Origin of the sequence: Pseudomonas sp. DG56-2 (genome assembly GCF_004803755.1) — a bacterium.
Classification (GTDB): domain Bacteria; phylum Pseudomonadota; class Gammaproteobacteria; order Pseudomonadales; family Pseudomonadaceae; genus Aquipseudomonas; species Aquipseudomonas auratipiscis.
This window is the reverse complement of record NZ_CP032311.1, coordinates 3,858,689-3,873,864: the sequence shown is the minus strand read 5'-3', so window position 1 is coordinate 3,873,864 and position 15,176 is coordinate 3,858,689. Positions and strand designations below refer to the sequence as shown.

General features: G+C 59.0%; 10 protein-coding genes and 2 pseudogenes. 7 read left to right on the top strand and 5 right to left on the bottom strand.

All coding sequences use genetic code 11. From position 1 onward, the window contains the following. Nucleotides 1-88: 88 nt before the first annotated feature. Nucleotides 89-235, bottom strand: a pseudogene (locus D3Z90_RS27400) (HAMP domain-containing protein); the annotation flags it as partial. A 1,402-nt stretch (nucleotides 236-1,637) separates the two neighbouring features. Between D3Z90_RS27400 and D3Z90_RS17565 the strand changes: the two are divergent. Then, nucleotides 1,638-2,957 carry a Na+/H+ antiporter family protein gene (locus D3Z90_RS17565; RefSeq protein WP_136477228.1) on the top strand — a complete coding sequence of 440 codons (1,320 nt, stop codon included), beginning with the start codon at nucleotides 1,638-1,640 and terminating at the stop codon, nucleotides 2,955-2,957. Between the two features lie 29 nt (nucleotides 2,958-2,986). Here the strand turns inward: D3Z90_RS17565 and D3Z90_RS17560 are convergent, their stop codons facing one another. The 3 genes from D3Z90_RS17560 to D3Z90_RS17550 all read right to left on the bottom strand — a co-directional run bounded on the left by D3Z90_RS17560 (nucleotide 2,987) and on the right by D3Z90_RS17550 (nucleotide 7,603). After that, complete coding sequence (locus tag D3Z90_RS17560) at nucleotides 2,987-3,997, bottom strand: FecR family protein (RefSeq protein WP_136477227.1); 1,011 nt, start codon at nucleotides 3,995-3,997, stop codon at nucleotides 2,987-2,989. Between the two features lie 190 nt (nucleotides 3,998-4,187). Next, a complete protein-coding gene (locus D3Z90_RS17555; RefSeq protein WP_136477226.1) occupies nucleotides 4,188-5,957 on the bottom strand; it encodes an acyl-CoA dehydrogenase C-terminal domain-containing protein in 1,770 nt (589 codons plus the stop codon). A 23-nt stretch (nucleotides 5,958-5,980) separates the two neighbouring features. Then, entirely contained in the window at nucleotides 5,981-7,603 is a 1,623-nt protein-coding gene (locus D3Z90_RS17550; protein ID WP_136477225.1) for an acyl-CoA synthetase, read from the bottom strand. Nucleotides 7,604-7,803: 200 nt separating this feature from the next. Between D3Z90_RS17550 and D3Z90_RS17545 the strand changes: the two genes are divergently transcribed. Next, complete coding sequence (locus D3Z90_RS17545) at nucleotides 7,804-9,606, top strand: PAS domain S-box protein (protein WP_305956100.1); 1,803 nt, start codon at nucleotides 7,804-7,806, stop codon at nucleotides 9,604-9,606. After that, the gene (locus D3Z90_RS17540; protein ID WP_136477223.1) at nucleotides 9,606-10,232 is read left to right on the top strand and encodes a response regulator transcription factor; all 627 of its coding nucleotides are present in this window, start codon (nucleotides 9,606-9,608) and stop codon (nucleotides 10,230-10,232) included. Before D3Z90_RS17545 ends, D3Z90_RS17540 begins: the two co-directional genes overlap by 1 nt. A gap of 60 nt (nucleotides 10,233-10,292) precedes the next feature. On the opposite strand, the gene D3Z90_RS17535 is transcribed toward D3Z90_RS17540, so the two are convergent. Continuing rightward, on the bottom strand, nucleotides 10,293-10,613 hold the full coding sequence (locus D3Z90_RS17535; RefSeq protein ID WP_136477222.1) for a YqjD family protein: 321 nt from the start codon (nucleotides 10,611-10,613) through the stop codon (nucleotides 10,293-10,295). 131 nt (nucleotides 10,614-10,744) lie between these two features. Between D3Z90_RS17535 and D3Z90_RS17530 the strand changes: the two genes are divergently transcribed. The 4 genes and pseudogenes from D3Z90_RS17530 (at nucleotide 10,745) to D3Z90_RS17515 (ending at nucleotide 15,175) form a co-directional block, all read left to right on the top strand. Then, a complete protein-coding gene (locus D3Z90_RS17530) occupies nucleotides 10,745-10,999 on the top strand; it encodes a hypothetical protein (RefSeq protein WP_136477221.1) in 255 nt (84 codons plus the stop codon). Between the two features lie 192 nt (nucleotides 11,000-11,191). After that, a pseudogene (locus D3Z90_RS17525) lies at nucleotides 11,192-11,698 on the top strand (RNA polymerase sigma factor); the annotation flags it as partial. Between the two features lie 4 nt (nucleotides 11,699-11,702). Further along, entirely contained in the window at nucleotides 11,703-12,581 is an 879-nt protein-coding gene (locus D3Z90_RS17520; RefSeq protein WP_256658247.1) for a FecR domain-containing protein, read from the top strand. A 170-nt stretch (nucleotides 12,582-12,751) separates the two neighbouring features. Continuing rightward, the gene (locus D3Z90_RS17515; protein ID WP_371922325.1) at nucleotides 12,752-15,175 is read left to right on the top strand and encodes a TonB-dependent siderophore receptor; all 2,424 of its coding nucleotides are present in this window, start codon (nucleotides 12,752-12,754) and stop codon (nucleotides 15,173-15,175) included. Nucleotide 15,176: the final 1 nt, after the last annotated feature.

Below are 15,176 nucleotides of genomic sequence, written 5' to 3'. Positions count from 1 at the left end.
GGCTGGCGATGGCAGAGGACTGGTCGGCAGTGTCACGGGCTGCCTGAACCGAGCGTTTGACCTCGGCGATGGTTGGCTGCAGTTTGTCGAGGAAGCGGTTAAACCAACCTGCCAGCTCACCCAATTCGTCTTTTTTGTCGTACTGCAGCCGACGGGTAAGGTCACCTTCACCGCTGGCGATGTCTTTGAGCATGGCTGCTACGCCAAGGATCGGGCGGGTTACTCCTTTGGCCATTAGCCAGATCAGCAGCAGGCCTACCACGGCAGCCAGGGCGCCCAGGCCCAACTCGAGAAGGGTGCCGCTGGTGTTGCTGTTGTCGAGCTCCTGCTTCAAGGCTTCAGCTGGGCCAGTCAGGGCGCTTTCTGGCACGTCCAGCAGAACCCCCCAGGACTTGCTCCCTGGAATAGGGGAGAAGGATGCCAGGACTTTGAGGCGGTCTTTATGATGAAGAATGTTGAGTGCCTTGCTGTCTGCCAACAGGCGGATCAGTTCGGCACCGCTCTCGGTGTCGACCTGGTCGTAGCGCTGGGCTAGCTTCTTGGGGGCCGGGCTGTGACCGGCGAGCAAGCCCACAGGGCTGAGAATGCTTACCTGAGTCTGGCCCTGGTAGAGATTGCTGCTGGCTTGCTGGCTCATGGCCTGCAAGCTGTTGAGGTTGATGTCGATGGACAGCGTGGCGACCACCTTGTCGGCCACCATCAATGGAAACACGATGCTGGTCATCAGCACCTGCTGGCCGGCAATCTCATAGAAATAGGGTTCGATGACGCACGTCTTGCGAGTTGTGCGTGGGCATACCGACCAAGTGTTGGCCGGCTCGCCGCTCGGGCCGATGCTGGTATCGGCCATGTCCTTTTCCGGTAGGGCCATGGACGTCAGCTGGCCTGGAGTCGGTTGCGACCAGTACAGGGCAAAGCGGCCTTGTTCGTTGCTGCCCAGTTGCGCCTGGTTGGCGAACAGTTCGTCTTTGTTGTCCAGTGCATTGGGCTCAAACACCAGCGACAAGCCGAGCAGGTCGGGATTGGCCTGCAGCGCGGCGCGCACCTGGCGGGTAAGGTCTTCGCGCAGATCAAAGGCGTCGAGAAAACGCTTTTCGGCCTGCTCGCGCAGAAACAGCACCTGGCGGGAGAAACCGGCACCGTACTGGTAGGCATCCATGAACTGTCGACGAATGTTCAAGGCCTGGACTTCGCCCTGGGATTCGATGCGTCCCTGAGCGGCTTCGGTAAGCATTTGCATGCTGCTGGTCTTGACCAGCTCCGAGCTGTGCTCCATGCGGTACAACGAAAGGCCAACCAGCAGAGTAACGATGCTGGCGAGGCACAAACCGGCCAGCAGGGTAATTTTCCACTGAATGGAAAGTTGTCTGAACGACATGGCGAAGTCCTTTGATCCAAAAAAGATTGGGGCTGCCAACGTTATCGGCGGACAAGCTCCCTTCTTTATTCAAACGGTCAATTTAGATGCGTCGTTTTCGTTCATTCCTACGACAACATTCGACTTTCGAACTTTGACAAGCGCAGGGGCCTGCTTCAGAGTGTGCGCCCTCCATAAAAATACCGTCGTTCGGCCACTGCTCCAGGGCAGTTTGTCGCCGAATCGGTCGCTTTTTGTCTGGTTTCTAGAGGTCACAGGAATGAATGCAGTAATTGCCGCGGTCGGCATCATGCTGATCTTGAGTCTGTCCCGCGTGCATGTGGTGATCGCCCTGATCGTCGGTGCGCTGGCGGGCGGATTGGTGGGCGGCCTGGGTATTGAAGGAACGCTCAAGGCGTTCAACGGTGGCTTGGGTGGTGGTGCCACGGTTGCCTTGTCCTATGCCTTGCTCGGCGCCTTTGCTGTGGCAATTGCCAAATCCGGCATGGCCCATGCCCTGGCTGACCGTATTCTGGCGATGGTGGGGCAGCAAGGCCATGCCAACACTGGCAAGGTCAAATGGTTGCTGATCGGTCTGTTGTTGGTAGTGGCGATTTCCTCGCAGAACATTCTGCCCATCCACATTGCCTTTATTCCATTGCTGGTCCCGCCATTGCTGTATGTGCTGACCAAACTGCAGATCGACCGGCGCTTGGTCGCTTGTGTGATGACGTTTGGCCTGATCACGCCCTACATGTTCTTGCCGGTGGGTTTTGGCAATATCTTTCTCAACGAGATCCTGCTGGCCAACGTCAGTCGCAGCGGCGTGGATGTCAGCGCGGTGAATGTGACACACGCCATGGCTATTCCTGCAGCGGGTATGCTTTTTGGCCTGCTGGTGGCGGTGCTTTTCAGCTATCGCAAGAAACGTGTCTATGACCTGGAAAAAATCGAGCAGGTCGAGCAGGTGGCGGTGCGCTACAACCCGATGACCCTGCTGGTTGCCAGCGTTGCCATTGGCGCGGCGTTCATCATTCAGCTGTGGCTGGACTCGATGATTATCGGCGCGATGGCCGGCTTTCTGATTTTCTCGGTGTCAGGCATCGTGCGTTGGAAGGAAACCGACGACCTGTTTACCGAGGGGATGAAAATGATGGCCATGATCGGCTTCATCATGATCGCCGCCTCCGGCTTTGCTGAAGTCATGAAGGCCACCGGCGAGGTTAACAGCCTGGTCGAAACTTCTGCGGTGTGGATCAATCACAGCAAAGGTATCGGCGCACTGTTAATGCTGCTGGTGGGCTTGCTGGTGACCATGGGCATTGGCTCGTCGTTTTCGACCGTGCCGATTCTCGCCGCGATCTTTGTGCCGCTGTGTGTTCAGTTGGGTTTCGATCCGGTTGCGACCGTATGCATTGTCGGCACCGCGGGTGCACTGGGCGATGCAGGTTCGCCGGCCTCGGACTCGACACTCGGCCCGACTTCCGGTTTGAATGTGGATGGCCAGCATCATCACATCTGGGATACCGTGGTGCCGACCTTCATCCATTACAACCTGCCATTGCTGGCATTTGGCTGGCTGGCAGCTATGACGCTGTAACTTCAGTCAACTGGGGTTGAGCGCAAGGCTCAACCCCGTGCAGGCGGTAGTGAGATACGGTTCAGCAGCATGCTGCCGTCTTTGTTGCGGGTCAGGTACACCGGCAGTACTTTGGGTAAATTGCTGACCAGGCGCTTGATCTGGGTGGTGTCGTAGATTCCACTGATACGAATGCGGCCTGTACTCTCATCGGCCAGTTTCATGGGCTGATCCAGGTAGCGATTGATCTGCGGCAGGGCCTGGGCCAGGCTCAGGTTGTCGAGAATCAGTTTGCCATTGCGCCAGGCCAGGCTGGTGTCATTGTCGTAGGTCTGGTTCAAGCGCGGCTCGTAGTCCCCGGACTTGTAGCGTGCCTGCATCCCAGGGCCCAGGCGATACCCCCCTTTGGGGTCGCTGACGTCACTGCTGACCAGCACCGAGCCTTCGACCAGGGTGACTTTGACTTGGTCCTCATACTTCCACACATTGAACTGGGTTCCGGTCACCCGAGTCTGACCTTGGGCTGCGTGCACCACGAAAGGGTGCTGGCTGTCGTGCTTGACTTTGAAGAAAGCCTCGCCTTTTACCAGGGTGACCCGGCGCTCATCTTTGTAGTTGGTAAAGCGCAACTCGCTCCCCAGGTTCAACTCCACCTGACTGCCGTCAGGCAGTACGACATGGCTGATGGCGTTGCTGCTTTCCAGGTACTGATAGTTGTTCGGTAACCAGCCTTGCTCCCAGCCGATCCAGGCACCTGCCGGCAACGCCGCCAACACGATGGCTGCGGCCGCAGCATAATGGCGCCATACAGTGGGGCGACGACGATGGGGAAGGGCAATGACATTGCCAGGTGTCGCAGTGCGCGGCAGATTGTCGGAGATCTCCCAGATCTCCAGCATTGCCTGGTATTCCTGGGCATGCAGCGGGTTGGCGGCCAACCATTGCTCAAACGCTAGCCGTTCGGCTGCGGTGCAGTCGGGTGCTTGCAGGCGCAGGCACCAATGCGCGGCGGCATCGGTGATGGCATCGTGTTCGTCGCCATTGTGGCTGGTGTGGTTCATCAAGGCTCCCGGTTTTGCCTATTCTACCCTTGCAGCCTAGGCGGCGAGAACCCGAGATAATGGCGAATGACTATCAGTTGTAGGATTTTCATCCGCCGTTGCTCGTAAAAGAACTGAGTTCTCAGTCATACCCGACTTGAAGGCCGGGTTTGACGAGAGATCCTGGACGACCAACGGTAGCTGTTCAGCTTCAGAACTGTTCGGCTGCGAGGCTGAACAGCGAGTGGCTACCCGCGCGAATGCTGGCGTGGAGCGACAGTGTACGTGGCAGCAGCCGGGCGAAGTAGAAGGCGCTGGTGGCACGTTTGGCCGTATAGAAGCGTGGGTCCTGGGGCAGGCTCTCTTGCGCGACAGCATCCATGCGCGCCCACATGTAGGCATAGGCTACGTAACCGAACACCTGAAGGTACTCGACCGAGGCTGAGCCCACTGCGTTGGCATCACTGTGAGCCTGCTCGCACAACCATTGACTAAGGCTTTCCAGCTCACTTGCTGCCTTGAGCAGTGGTTCGCGATAGACCGTTTGGGTTGCACAGAAACGGCGAATTTCATCGGTGAACTCGGCCAGCGCTTTACCGCCATCTGCAACAACCTTGCGGCCGAGTAGGTCCAGCGCCTGAATCCCATTGGTACCTTCGTAGATCTGGGCGATACGTACATCGCGCACCAATTGCTCCTGGCCCCATTCGCGAATGTAGCCGTGGCCGCCGAACACCTGCTGGCCAAGCACGCAACTTTCCAGGCCATTATCGGTGAAGAAGGCCTTCGCCACAGGTGTCAACAAGGCTACCTGACGCTGAGCACGCGCGCGCTCATCGGCATCTTCGGCGTACTTGGCAATATCCAACTGCTGACCGACATACGTCGCAAAGGCCCGCCCACCCTCGGTCAGGGCGCGTATGGTCAGGAGCATGCGTCGAACATCGGGGTGAACGATAATGGGGTCGGCAACCTTGTCGCGTAACTGCGCTCCGGTAGCGGCGCGGCTTTGCAGGCGGTCCTGAGCGTAACGTGCGGCGTTCTGATAAGACGCTTGTGCACAACCGATACCTTGAATACCGATAGACAGTCGCTCGTAGTTCATCATGGTGAACATGGCCGCCAGGCCACGGTTCGCTTCCCCAATCAAATAGCCGGTAGCTGCGTCGAAGTTCATCACGCAGGTGGCTGAGGCCTTGATGCCCATTTTGTGTTCAAGGGAGCCGCAATGCACCGGATTGCGGGGCCCCAGGCTACCGTCGGTGTTGACCAGGAACTTGGGAACCAGAAATAGCGAAATACCCTTGGGGCCGGCCGGTGCGTCCGGCAGTTTAGCCAGCACCAGGTGGATGATGTTCTCGGTCAGGTCCTGTTCGCCGCCGGTAATGAAAATCTTGGTGCCGCTGATTCGATAGCTGCCATCGGCTTCAGGTTCGGCCTTGGTGCGGATGATTCCCAGGTCCGTGCCGGCATGCGGTTCGGTCAGGCACATGGTGCCTGCCCATTGGCCGCTGTAGAGGGGGGGCAGATAAGTGGCCTTGAGTGCTTCACTGGCGTGGGCGTCCAACGCCAGGCAGCTACCGGCACTGAGCGCCGAGTACAGGCTGAAACTGCAGTTGGCGGCGTAGAGCATTTCCTCGAACTGCACCGCGAGCATCTTCGGCATGCCCAGACCGCCATACTCGGGGTTGCCGGCAAGGCCGACCCAACCGCCTTCGCGGTAGGTTTGCCAGGCTTGGGCAAATCCGTCTGGCGTACTCACCTGGCCTGCGTCGAAGGCGACGCCTTGTTCATCGCCGCTTCGGTTGAGTGGGGCAATCAGTTGTGCGGTGATTTTTGCCGCTTCTTCAAGAATTGCATCGGCAGTATCGGCATCCACGCGCTCGGCCAGGGCCGGCAGGCGCGCCCACAGGGCCGGGCCCTGGAACACTTCGTGAAGGACAAAGCGCATGTCGCGCAAGGGGGCGTTGAATTCAGGCATGCGGGTTCTCGCTGTCAAAGAGGTCAGAGCGCTTTGGCCCAATCGCGCAACAGGTATTTCTGGATCTTGCCGGTAGAGGTTTTCGGCAGCTCACTGAAGACCACTGTCTTGGGCAATTTGAATCCGGCCAGGTGCTCACGGCAGAAACTGACGATCTCCGCTTCACGGGTTTGTTCGAAACCAACCTTCAGGGTGACGAAGGCGCAGGGGGTTTCACCCCACTTTTCGTCCGGACGGGCGACCACGGCGGCTTCGAGGATTGCCGGGTGTTTGTACAGGGTGTCTTCGACTTCAATGGTGGAGATGTTTTCGCCGCCAGAGATGATGATGTCTTTGAGCCGGTCCTTGATCTCGACATAGCCATCGGCATGCCAGACTGCCAGGTCGCCGGTATGGAACCAGCCGCCGCGAAAGGCCTCAGCGGTAGCCTCAGGATTTTTCAGGTAGCCTTTCATTACGGTGTTGCCGCGCATGAAGATTTCACCCAGGGTGTTGCCGTCGCGCTGCACCGGTTCCAGTGTTTGCGGGTCCGCGACCATCAGGCCTTCAAGGGTCGGGTAGCGTACACCCTGGCGCGATTTGATCCGTGCGCGTTCCGCCAGCGGATGCTCATCCCATTCGGCGTGCCAGGCACAAACGGTGACGGGGCCATAGACTTCGGTGAGGCCGTAAACGTGTGTCACCTTGATGCCCATCTCTTCCACTGCACCAATAACCTTGGCTGGCGGAGCCGCACCGGCGACCATGGCATTGACCGGGTGATCGATCGCCGCCTTGGCAGACTCGGGCATGTTGATCAGGGCATTGAGTACGATGGGCGCGCCGCACAGGTGAGTGACCTGATGCTCGCGAATCAGGGTGAGGATTTTTTGCGGGTCGACGCGACGCAAAAAAACGTGGGTACCGGCCAGGGCGGTAACGGTCCAGGGATAGCACCAGCCGTTGCAATGGAACATCGGCAGAGTCCATAGATAAACCGGATGGTTGCCCATGGCCCAGGTCATCTGATTGCCCAGGGAATTGAGGTAGGCGCCACGATGGTGATAGACCACACCCTTGGGATTGCCCGTCGTTCCCGAGGTATAGTTCAACGAAATCGCCTGCCATTCGTCCTCGGGCCATTGCCAGACAAACGCCGGATCGCCCTCGGCGAGAAACGCTTCGTAGTCCAGATCACTGACTGCCTGGCCTTCACCGTATTCTGGATCATCCACATCAACCACTAGTGGCGGATGTTCCATCAGCGCCAGGGCGCCGGCGATCACCTTGTGGAACTCGCGGTCGGTGATCAGAACCTTCGCCTCGCCATGCTCAAGCATGAAAGCAATGGCTTCGGCGTCCAGGCGCACGTTGAGGGCATTGAGCACTGCGCCGATCATCGGCACACCGAAGTGCGCTTCGAGCATCGCCGGAATGTTGGGCAGCATCACTGCCACAGTGTCGCCTTGACCGATCCCGCGCCCGGCCAGAGCGCTTGCCAGGCGGCGGGAACGTGCGTAGGTCTGTTGCCAGTTGCGTCGGATGGCGCCATGTATCACCGCAGGGTACTGGCCGTAGACCGCTGCCGTACGCTCGATAAAACTCAAGGGGGTGAGGGCTTGATGATTGACAGGGGCGGGCGCCAGGCCCTGGGAGAAAATTGACATGAATTGTTCCTGTGCAGGGGGCGCCCATTTGGCGTACTGCAACCCCCGGTGGCTGATTGTTAGCTCTGATCAGGTGTCGTGAAGGGTATCCCTTCGGCGTCGTATTATTACGCGGAGTTCTATGGTACTTGGAAGATAGACTATAGCAATATGGTAGAAGTACTATATCGAATCCCAGTGGCTATCCTTTGAGCATGCCTATGCCTTTTCTGCTTGCCAGCGATCCACAACCCAGCGTGCTTCTAGATGCCTCTGCCGCATTGCTGGCAGTCAACCCGGCACTCCAAGCCATGCTCGGACCGTGGCCAGAACGTGCTGTTGATTACTGGTTGCCGGCCAACTATCAGGCGTTGGTGTCTGCGTGTTTGAACCAGGCACGAGCAATCAGTGAGGTGGAAGCGCTGGTGGCTGGGCAGATTCTGCTCTGGACCTTTGTTCCCGATTGCGAAACGGGCCAGGTGTTGGCGCGCTGCCGTGATGCCACGGCTGAGCGTGTGGCGGAGCGTGAGGCCAGCCAGGCACGTCGCTTGTATCGTTTGATTACTGAAAACACGACTGACTTGATATCCCGGCACAGCCCCGATGGCTGCTTCCTCGATGCCTCACCGGCATCCTACCGTTTGCTCGGCTACTGGCCTGAGCAACTGCGCGGCGTCGCGGTGCAGTCGCTGTTTCATCCCCAGGACCGTCGGCAATCGCTGCAACTGGCTGCCCAGGCGCTGGAACAGGATGGTTATCAAACCATGACCTGCCGGGTGCGCCACCGTGATGGCCATGACCTGTGGTTCGAGATAGCCAGCCGGGCGATTCGCGAGACCTACACCGGCGTAGTGGTAGAAATTGTCAGCGTGTCTCGGGACATCACCTCACGTATCGAAGCGCAAGAGAACCGTCGGCGTCTGGCGCAGGTGGTGGAAGCCAATACCGACCTAGTGCTGTTTACCGACCGCAGCGGCCGACTCAGCTACCTCAACCGCTCGGCGCGGCGTGCCCTGGAACTGCAAGACGTCGATCCGTTGCCTTCATTGCAAGCATTGCTGGACCCCGGCCTGCAACATCAACTGGCGCGCGAAGGCTGGCAGCGTGCCGAACAAACCGGCGTGTGGCATGCCGAGACACGCTTGATCCCGTGGCAGGGGGGACAAGTGTTCCCAGTGTCACTGGTGTTGCTGGCGCATCGTGGAAACGGTGGCGAGCGGTACTATTCACTGGTGGCCCGTGACATGACCGAGCGTGAGCTGCGTGAAAGCCAGCAGCGTCGTCATCAGGATGAACTGGCCCATAGTGCGCGGCTGATTACCTTGGGTGAATTGGCGTCGGGCATTGCCCATGAAATCAATCAGCCACTGGCAGCGGTGGTCAATTATGCCGGCGCCAGCCAGCGTTACCTGCAGGCCCTGGACCGTGATCCGCAGGCGGCAACTCGAGTGGCGCAAGGGCTGACTCGTATCAGCGAGCAGGCGACCCATGCTGCTGAAGTGATCAAGCGTCTGCGGGCATTTCTGCGTAAAGAACCTCGGCGTCTGCAGGCGCTGGCGATTGCCGATGTCGCCGCAGACGCCGTTCGGCTGTGTGACTGGGAGGCGAGCCGGGACCGGGTGAGCATTGTCCAGGACATGGCTGATCCGTTACCACAGGTGTATGCCGACCGGGTATTGCTCGAGCAGGTCTTGCTCAATCTGCTGCGCAACGCCCTGGATGCCAACCGCGAGCAACATCAAGGCCAGCCCTCGCGTATCGTGCTTGGCGCAGCGCTGGTTGGCGGACAGGTACAGGTGCTGGTCAGCGATCAGGGACCGGGTGTCGCGGCGCAGCGACTGGACGGTATTTTCACCCCCTTCACCACCAGCAAGCCTGAAGGCCTGGGGCTTGGATTAAGCATGAGTCGCAGTATTATCGAAGGTTTCGGCGGCACCCTGCAGGCGATGCCGGGGGCCGCGGGCGGCCTGACCTTGTGCTGCCAATTGGTGCCTGTGGCCAGCGCAGGAACAGAGGAGGCGTGATGCAGCAACCGAAAGTCTATGTGGTCGACGATGACCAGGGCATGCTCGACTCGACAGTCTGGCTCCTGGAGTCATTGGGGATACAGGCGTTGCCCTTTACCAGTGGCCAGGCGTTCCTGGAAGCCTGCGACGGCTATGTACCGGCCTGTGTTCTGCTTGATGTGAGAATGCCGGGAATGGGCGGGCTGAGCGTCCAGGAGGCCTTGCGCGCACGTAACTTCGATCTGCCGGTGATCTTTCTGAGTGGCCACGCCGATGTTCCGATTGTGGTCCGGGCATTCAAGGCTGGAGCCTGTGACTTCATCGAAAAGCCCTATAACGAACAACTGTTGCTGGATGCAGTTCAGGCTGCGTTGGAGCTTTCCAATCAGGCGCTGGCGGGTAGTGGCCCCATCGCCTCGGTGCAGGCCCGAATCGATAGCCTTACCCCACGCGAGCGAGATGTGTTCGTGCCGTTGGTTCAGGGCTTCAGCAATCGCGAGATCGCCGAGCAGCTTGAGGTCAGTGTGAAGACGGTGGACCTGTATCGAGCGCGAGTCATGAAGCGTATGCAGGCCGAACACCTGCCTGCACTGGTGGGCATGGCCATCGCTTGTGCAGTGGTACAGCCATTGAGCTTGCGCTGATCAGTCGCGGGGCAAGCGTCGGCCAGTGCTGCGGCGCCTTAACTTGCCCTGCGAAGGATGTTAGGAACGGCGTCCGAGCAGCAAGCCAACCACCAGGCCGAAGCCCGCCGAGATCGCGACGGTCTGCCACGGATGACCGCCAATGTAGTCTTGAGTGGCATCGACCACCGGTTGCGCCTTGCTGCGCACGCTACCGACCGACTCGCGTGCTTGCTTGAGCTTTAGCCCGATCTGCGCGCGCAACGTTTCGGCTTCTTCGCCGACCAGTGCAGCACTGTCGTTCAGGAGTTTTTCCGATTCTTCGATCAAGGCCTGCAGTTCGCTGAAAGCCTGATCCTTGATTTGCTCGGCGTTGGCTTGCACGGGAGTTTTCCTGGCCATTTACACTTCCTCGTCAATTGATGGGCGTTGAGCAATGGATACCGACGGGCGCCGAAAGTTGCAGCGTTTTAGCGGGGGCCTGCGGCTACAGTGTAAGATAGTGCCTATTTTTCAGCGGCAGGACACCCCTCATGAGTTTCAATCTGGCCAACAAGAGCTTCGCCGAACGGGCGCAGATCGAGGACGAAAAAGCGCGACTGTTCGAACTCTGGCAAACCAACCTCGGTAAAGCCAAGGCAGAAGCCGCCCGCCTGATTGCGGAAAAGCCACGACGCAAGGGCAAATGGGCTGAATGGGTACGTGCCGAACTCGATGGCATGTCGCCACCCGAATTCGCCAACATGGTGCGCAGTGAAGTCAACAAGCTGATGGCAGCAGCCAAGTAACAGCAGGCCGCGTCACTAGGCAGAGGCGCATCAGGCGACGGAAATCGAGGGTCAGCGGCACCGTATTATCGGCAAGCAATTGGGGCTTCAGTGTGACAAGTGCACGATGACGTTGAAAGCTGCGGACAGAATGAACGATACTGTTTCTCATTAACGTCTGATCATCGTTCCCAAGGCCTTTCGAATCTTTCCATGTTGACGTCTCCCGTGTCCGGGCTGCTTGCCAGTTTCCAGGAACATTACGATGACCTGCTGCAGTTTCTGACCCGGCGCATGAGTGATCGTCAGCGTGCGGCCGACGTTGCCCAGGAAACCTACCTCAAGCTGGTAAAGATCGAGCAACAGGACTTGCCGGTGTTGCATGCGCGTCGCTTCATCTTCCGTGTGGCAGGCAACCTTGCTATTGATACGTTGCGACGTGAGCAGCGTTTGGCCGGCAGCCTGGACGACGTCGACGCGGTGCGCCAACTGCCATGCCCGGCGCCAGTGCCGGAGGCCGCCTTGCTCGCCCGTGAACGCCTCGAACAATTGGACGAAGCGTTACTGCAGCTTTCGCCCAATGCCCGCCAGGCACTGTTGCTCAACCGTGTAGAAGGATTGACCCAGGCGCAGATTGCACAACAACTGGGCGTTTCCGAAAGCATGGTGGCAAAATACATCGGCCAGGCCCTGCGCCATTGCCGTGACTGGCTCAAACACAACCATGATTGATGTTCTTGCCATGCCTCCATCGCAACCCATCAGTGATTTATCCGACGATGCCCTCGACTGGCAGGTCTTGCTGCACTCGGGTAATGCCAGTGAGGCCGATCTTGCGCGGTATCGGCGTTGGTGTCAGCTCAGCGCGGCGCACGCCGAAGCGGCGCGAGAGGCCGAAGCCTTATGGGGCGACTTGGGCCAGACCCATGCGGCCACGGCGTTGACAGCCGATCCAGCACCGCGTCGGCGTTGGGGCGTGGCGTTGGCGGCGTCGCTGGTGTTGGCCGTGGCAGGTTACGGCAGCTGGCAACAGGCCCCGGCGTTGCTGGCCGATTATCACACCCGCGTCGGCCAACAGCAGCACATCACGTTGGCGGATGGCTCGCGAGTGTTGCTCAACAGTGGCAGTGCGCTGTCGGTGGACTTCAGTAACGACCGCCGGCGCGTGATGCTTGCGGCGGGCGAGGCCCTGTTCGAACCTGCCAATGACCCGCGTCCGTTTATCGTCGAGGCCGGAGGCGAAGCGGTGCAGGGAAGCGAGGCAGTGTTCAGTGTGCGTCGTGACGGCGACCACACCCGTGTGGTGATCGCCCAGGGCGAGGCGCAGGTGGGGTCGCAAACCCTACAGGTTACGCCGGATGCCGGAACTTTGACTGCTTGGCAGCGCGGCAAACTGATCTTCAACGGCAAGCCGTTGCGTGAAGTACTGACGGAGCTTGAGCGTTATCAGCAGGGGCGCATTATGTTGTCCGATCAGCAACTTGCAGCCCTGCAGGTCAGTGGAGTGTTCGACCTCGATGATCCACACGCCCTGTTGCGAACACTCGAACAGCGCTATGGGCTGAAAGTCACTTATTTGCCCTGGTTGGCAGTGGTCTATTGATCTTCGCCGGTCTTGGCCAATGGTGTGATGGTCGCGTGTGGCTTTAAAAAATATTCAATTTCGCACTGCAAGTTCTTCTTCGCCCAATCGTCGTAGTGAGACTGATCAGCATTTCATTCTCATTTACTACTTTTGCCTGGAAGAAAACAGTGAAGGGTTCGCTCAAGCCAATCGCCCGCTCCACCGCTAGTCTTAAACACGCTTTGCTCGCTTCTACCGCACTTGCCGCGTTGCTCGGTCCTGTTTTGGTTCAGGCGGCCGATGCCGTGAACGCTGCCCCCGCCAGTGCCCAACTGGATCGCGAAGTGAACCTGGCCGTACCTGCCCAAGCGCTTGATCAGGCCCTTACCGCGTTCGCTGACCAGGCCGGTCTGCACCTGTTGTACACCACCGCTGACGTTGCCGACCTGCGCAGCCCGGCGCTCAATGGTCGCTACAGCGTCGCCCAGGCATTGCAAAACCTGCTGGCCGGCAGTGGCATGAGTTGGCAGTTCAGTGACTCGCGCACTGTGATTCTGCGCAAGGCTCAAGCAGCGCCGGCAAGCGTCAGCCTCAAGCCGATCGAAGTCAGTGTGGCGTCGCGCACCAGTACCTCGATCAGTGAAATCCCCGGTACGGTCTGGGTCGTCGATCAGCAGCAGCTCAACGAACAGATCAACAGCGGCGTCAGCCTCAAGGAGGCCATCGGCAAGTTGGTTCCAGGGTTGGACCTGGCACCCGAAGGGCGTACCAACTATGGCCAGAACATGCGCGGGCGCAACGTGCTGGTAATGATCGATGGCGTCAGCCAGAACAGCTCGCGTGGCCTTTCTCGGCAGTTCGACAGCATTTCGCCGTTCAACGTCCAGCGTGTCGAAGTACTCTCCGGCGCCAGCGCTATCTACGGCGGTGGTGCCACCGGCGGTATCATCAACATTGTCACCAAGAAGGGCGAGGAAGGGCCTGCGCATTTCGAGACGCAACTGGGGGCGAGCAGCGGCTTCAACAACAGCGACGACCTGTCTACCCGTATTGCCCAGTCGGTGAGCGGCGGCAATGAGCGAATCAACGCGCGGCTGGGTATTTCCGGCGAGCAGAACGAAGCGTTCTACGACGGAGCGGGCGATCAGATCTTTATCGACAACACCCAGACCGATCTGCAGTACAACCGCACCATCGATGTGCTGGGTAGCCTGGGACTGAAGTTCAACGACGAGCAGAACCTCGACTTGCTGGCTCAGTACTATGATTCGGGCAACCACGGCAGCACCGGGATCTACTTCCCCAACTTGCACCACAACGCTCCGTCGGATCTGGAAGACGCCGAGCTGCGCAGTGGTTACTCAACTGACCTGGAGCCACGTACCAAGCGCCTACTGCTCAACGCCAATTATCACCACAGTGATGTGCTCGGTCAGGACTTCTACCTGCAGGCTTCCTATCGCAAGGAAGACGACAACTTCTATCCGTTCCCGTACTACAACCCCGGCAAACCGGCTGGTTCCAAGGGCGTGTACTTTGCCGCTTCACAGCAGAACTTTGAAGTCAGCAGCCTCAAGGCATTGTTTGCCAAGCAATGGGACAGTCTGAAGCTGACTTACGGGGTGGATCTGGATCGCGAACGCTTCAATGCCGAGCAGACCACGTTCGATTCGCTGACCTCATCTGAAAGCGGTGGACTGGACCTGGACAAGGCCAGCAAGGCTGCGCGCTATCCCAGCTATCGAGTTGACGGACTGTCGTACTACACCCAGTTGGACTGGCATGCGACTGACAACCTGACCGTCTCCGGAGGGGCCCGACGCCAGCAGATGGACGTGGATGTCGGCAACTTCAAGGGTGTACCGGGCGGCACCAACGATTATCAGGTCAATCTGTTCAACCTGGGCGCCATCTACGACTTCAAGAATGGTCACCAGGTGTGGAGCAACTATGGCGAAGGTTTCGACCTGCCGGACCCGGCCAAGTATTACGGCAAGCCTGGATTGAGTGTCGAGGATAACCCGCTGGCCGGGATCAAGAGCCGTCAAGTGGAGCTGGGCTGGCGTTATGCCGACTTGGACTGGGATGCTCAGGCTGCGGTGTATTACATCTGGTCGGACAAGATCATCACCACCGACATGGCCACCTTGACGATTAACGTCGAGGATCAAAAAAGCCGTGACTTCGGCTTAGAAGGCGCGCTGACCCGTCACTTCGAAAGCGGTTGGGAGGCGGGCAGCACCTTGCATGTGGTGCGTTCGGAGGAGGAGGACAAGAGCGGCGACTGGATCAAACGTGATGCGCGTTATGCATCGTTGTCCAAGTCCACTGCCTTCGTTGGCTGGAAAGACGAGGGGCGCACTGCGCGCCTGCAAGCCAACCATGCCTTTACCCTGGAGGACGATGCCGATCACAAGATCAACGGCTACACCACTTTCGACCTGCTGGGTAGCCAGGACACCGGCTTCGGAACCTTCAGCGCCGGTATCCAGAACCTGCTGGATAAACAGTACAGTACGGTCTGGGGCCAGCGCGCGACCTTGTTCTACTCGCCCACCTACGGCCCGGAATATTTGTATGACTATCAAGGCCGTGGGCGTACCTACACTCTGACCTGGTCGATGGCCTACTGAT

Excerpts from the sequence above, each read along its gene's own strand:
- D3Z90_RS17540 (WP_136477223.1), top strand. The coding sequence starts at position 9,606 with ATGCAGCAACCGAAAGTCTATGTGGTCGACGATGACCAGGGCATGCTC.
- D3Z90_RS17545 (WP_305956100.1), top strand. The coding sequence starts at position 7,804 with ATGCCTTTTCTGCTTGCCAGCGATCCACAACCCAGCGTGCTTCTAGAT.
- D3Z90_RS17565 (WP_136477228.1), top strand. The coding sequence starts at position 1,638 with ATGAATGCAGTAATTGCCGCGGTCGGCATCATGCTGATCTTGAGTCTG.
- D3Z90_RS17520 (WP_256658247.1), top strand. The coding sequence starts at position 11,703 with ATGATTGATGTTCTTGCCATGCCTCCATCGCAACCCATCAGTGATTTA.
- D3Z90_RS17560 (WP_136477227.1), bottom strand. The coding sequence starts at position 3,997 with ATGAACCACACCAGCCACAATGGCGACGAACACGATGCCATCACCGAT.
- D3Z90_RS17555 (WP_136477226.1), bottom strand. The coding sequence starts at position 5,957 with ATGCCTGAATTCAACGCCCCCTTGCGCGACATGCGCTTTGTCCTTCAC.
- D3Z90_RS17550 (WP_136477225.1), bottom strand. The coding sequence starts at position 7,603 with ATGTCAATTTTCTCCCAGGGCCTGGCGCCCGCCCCTGTCAATCATCAA.
- D3Z90_RS17535 (WP_136477222.1), bottom strand. The coding sequence starts at position 10,613 with ATGGCCAGGAAAACTCCCGTGCAAGCCAACGCCGAGCAAATCAAGGAT.
- D3Z90_RS17530 (WP_136477221.1), top strand. The coding sequence starts at position 10,745 with ATGAGTTTCAATCTGGCCAACAAGAGCTTCGCCGAACGGGCGCAGATC.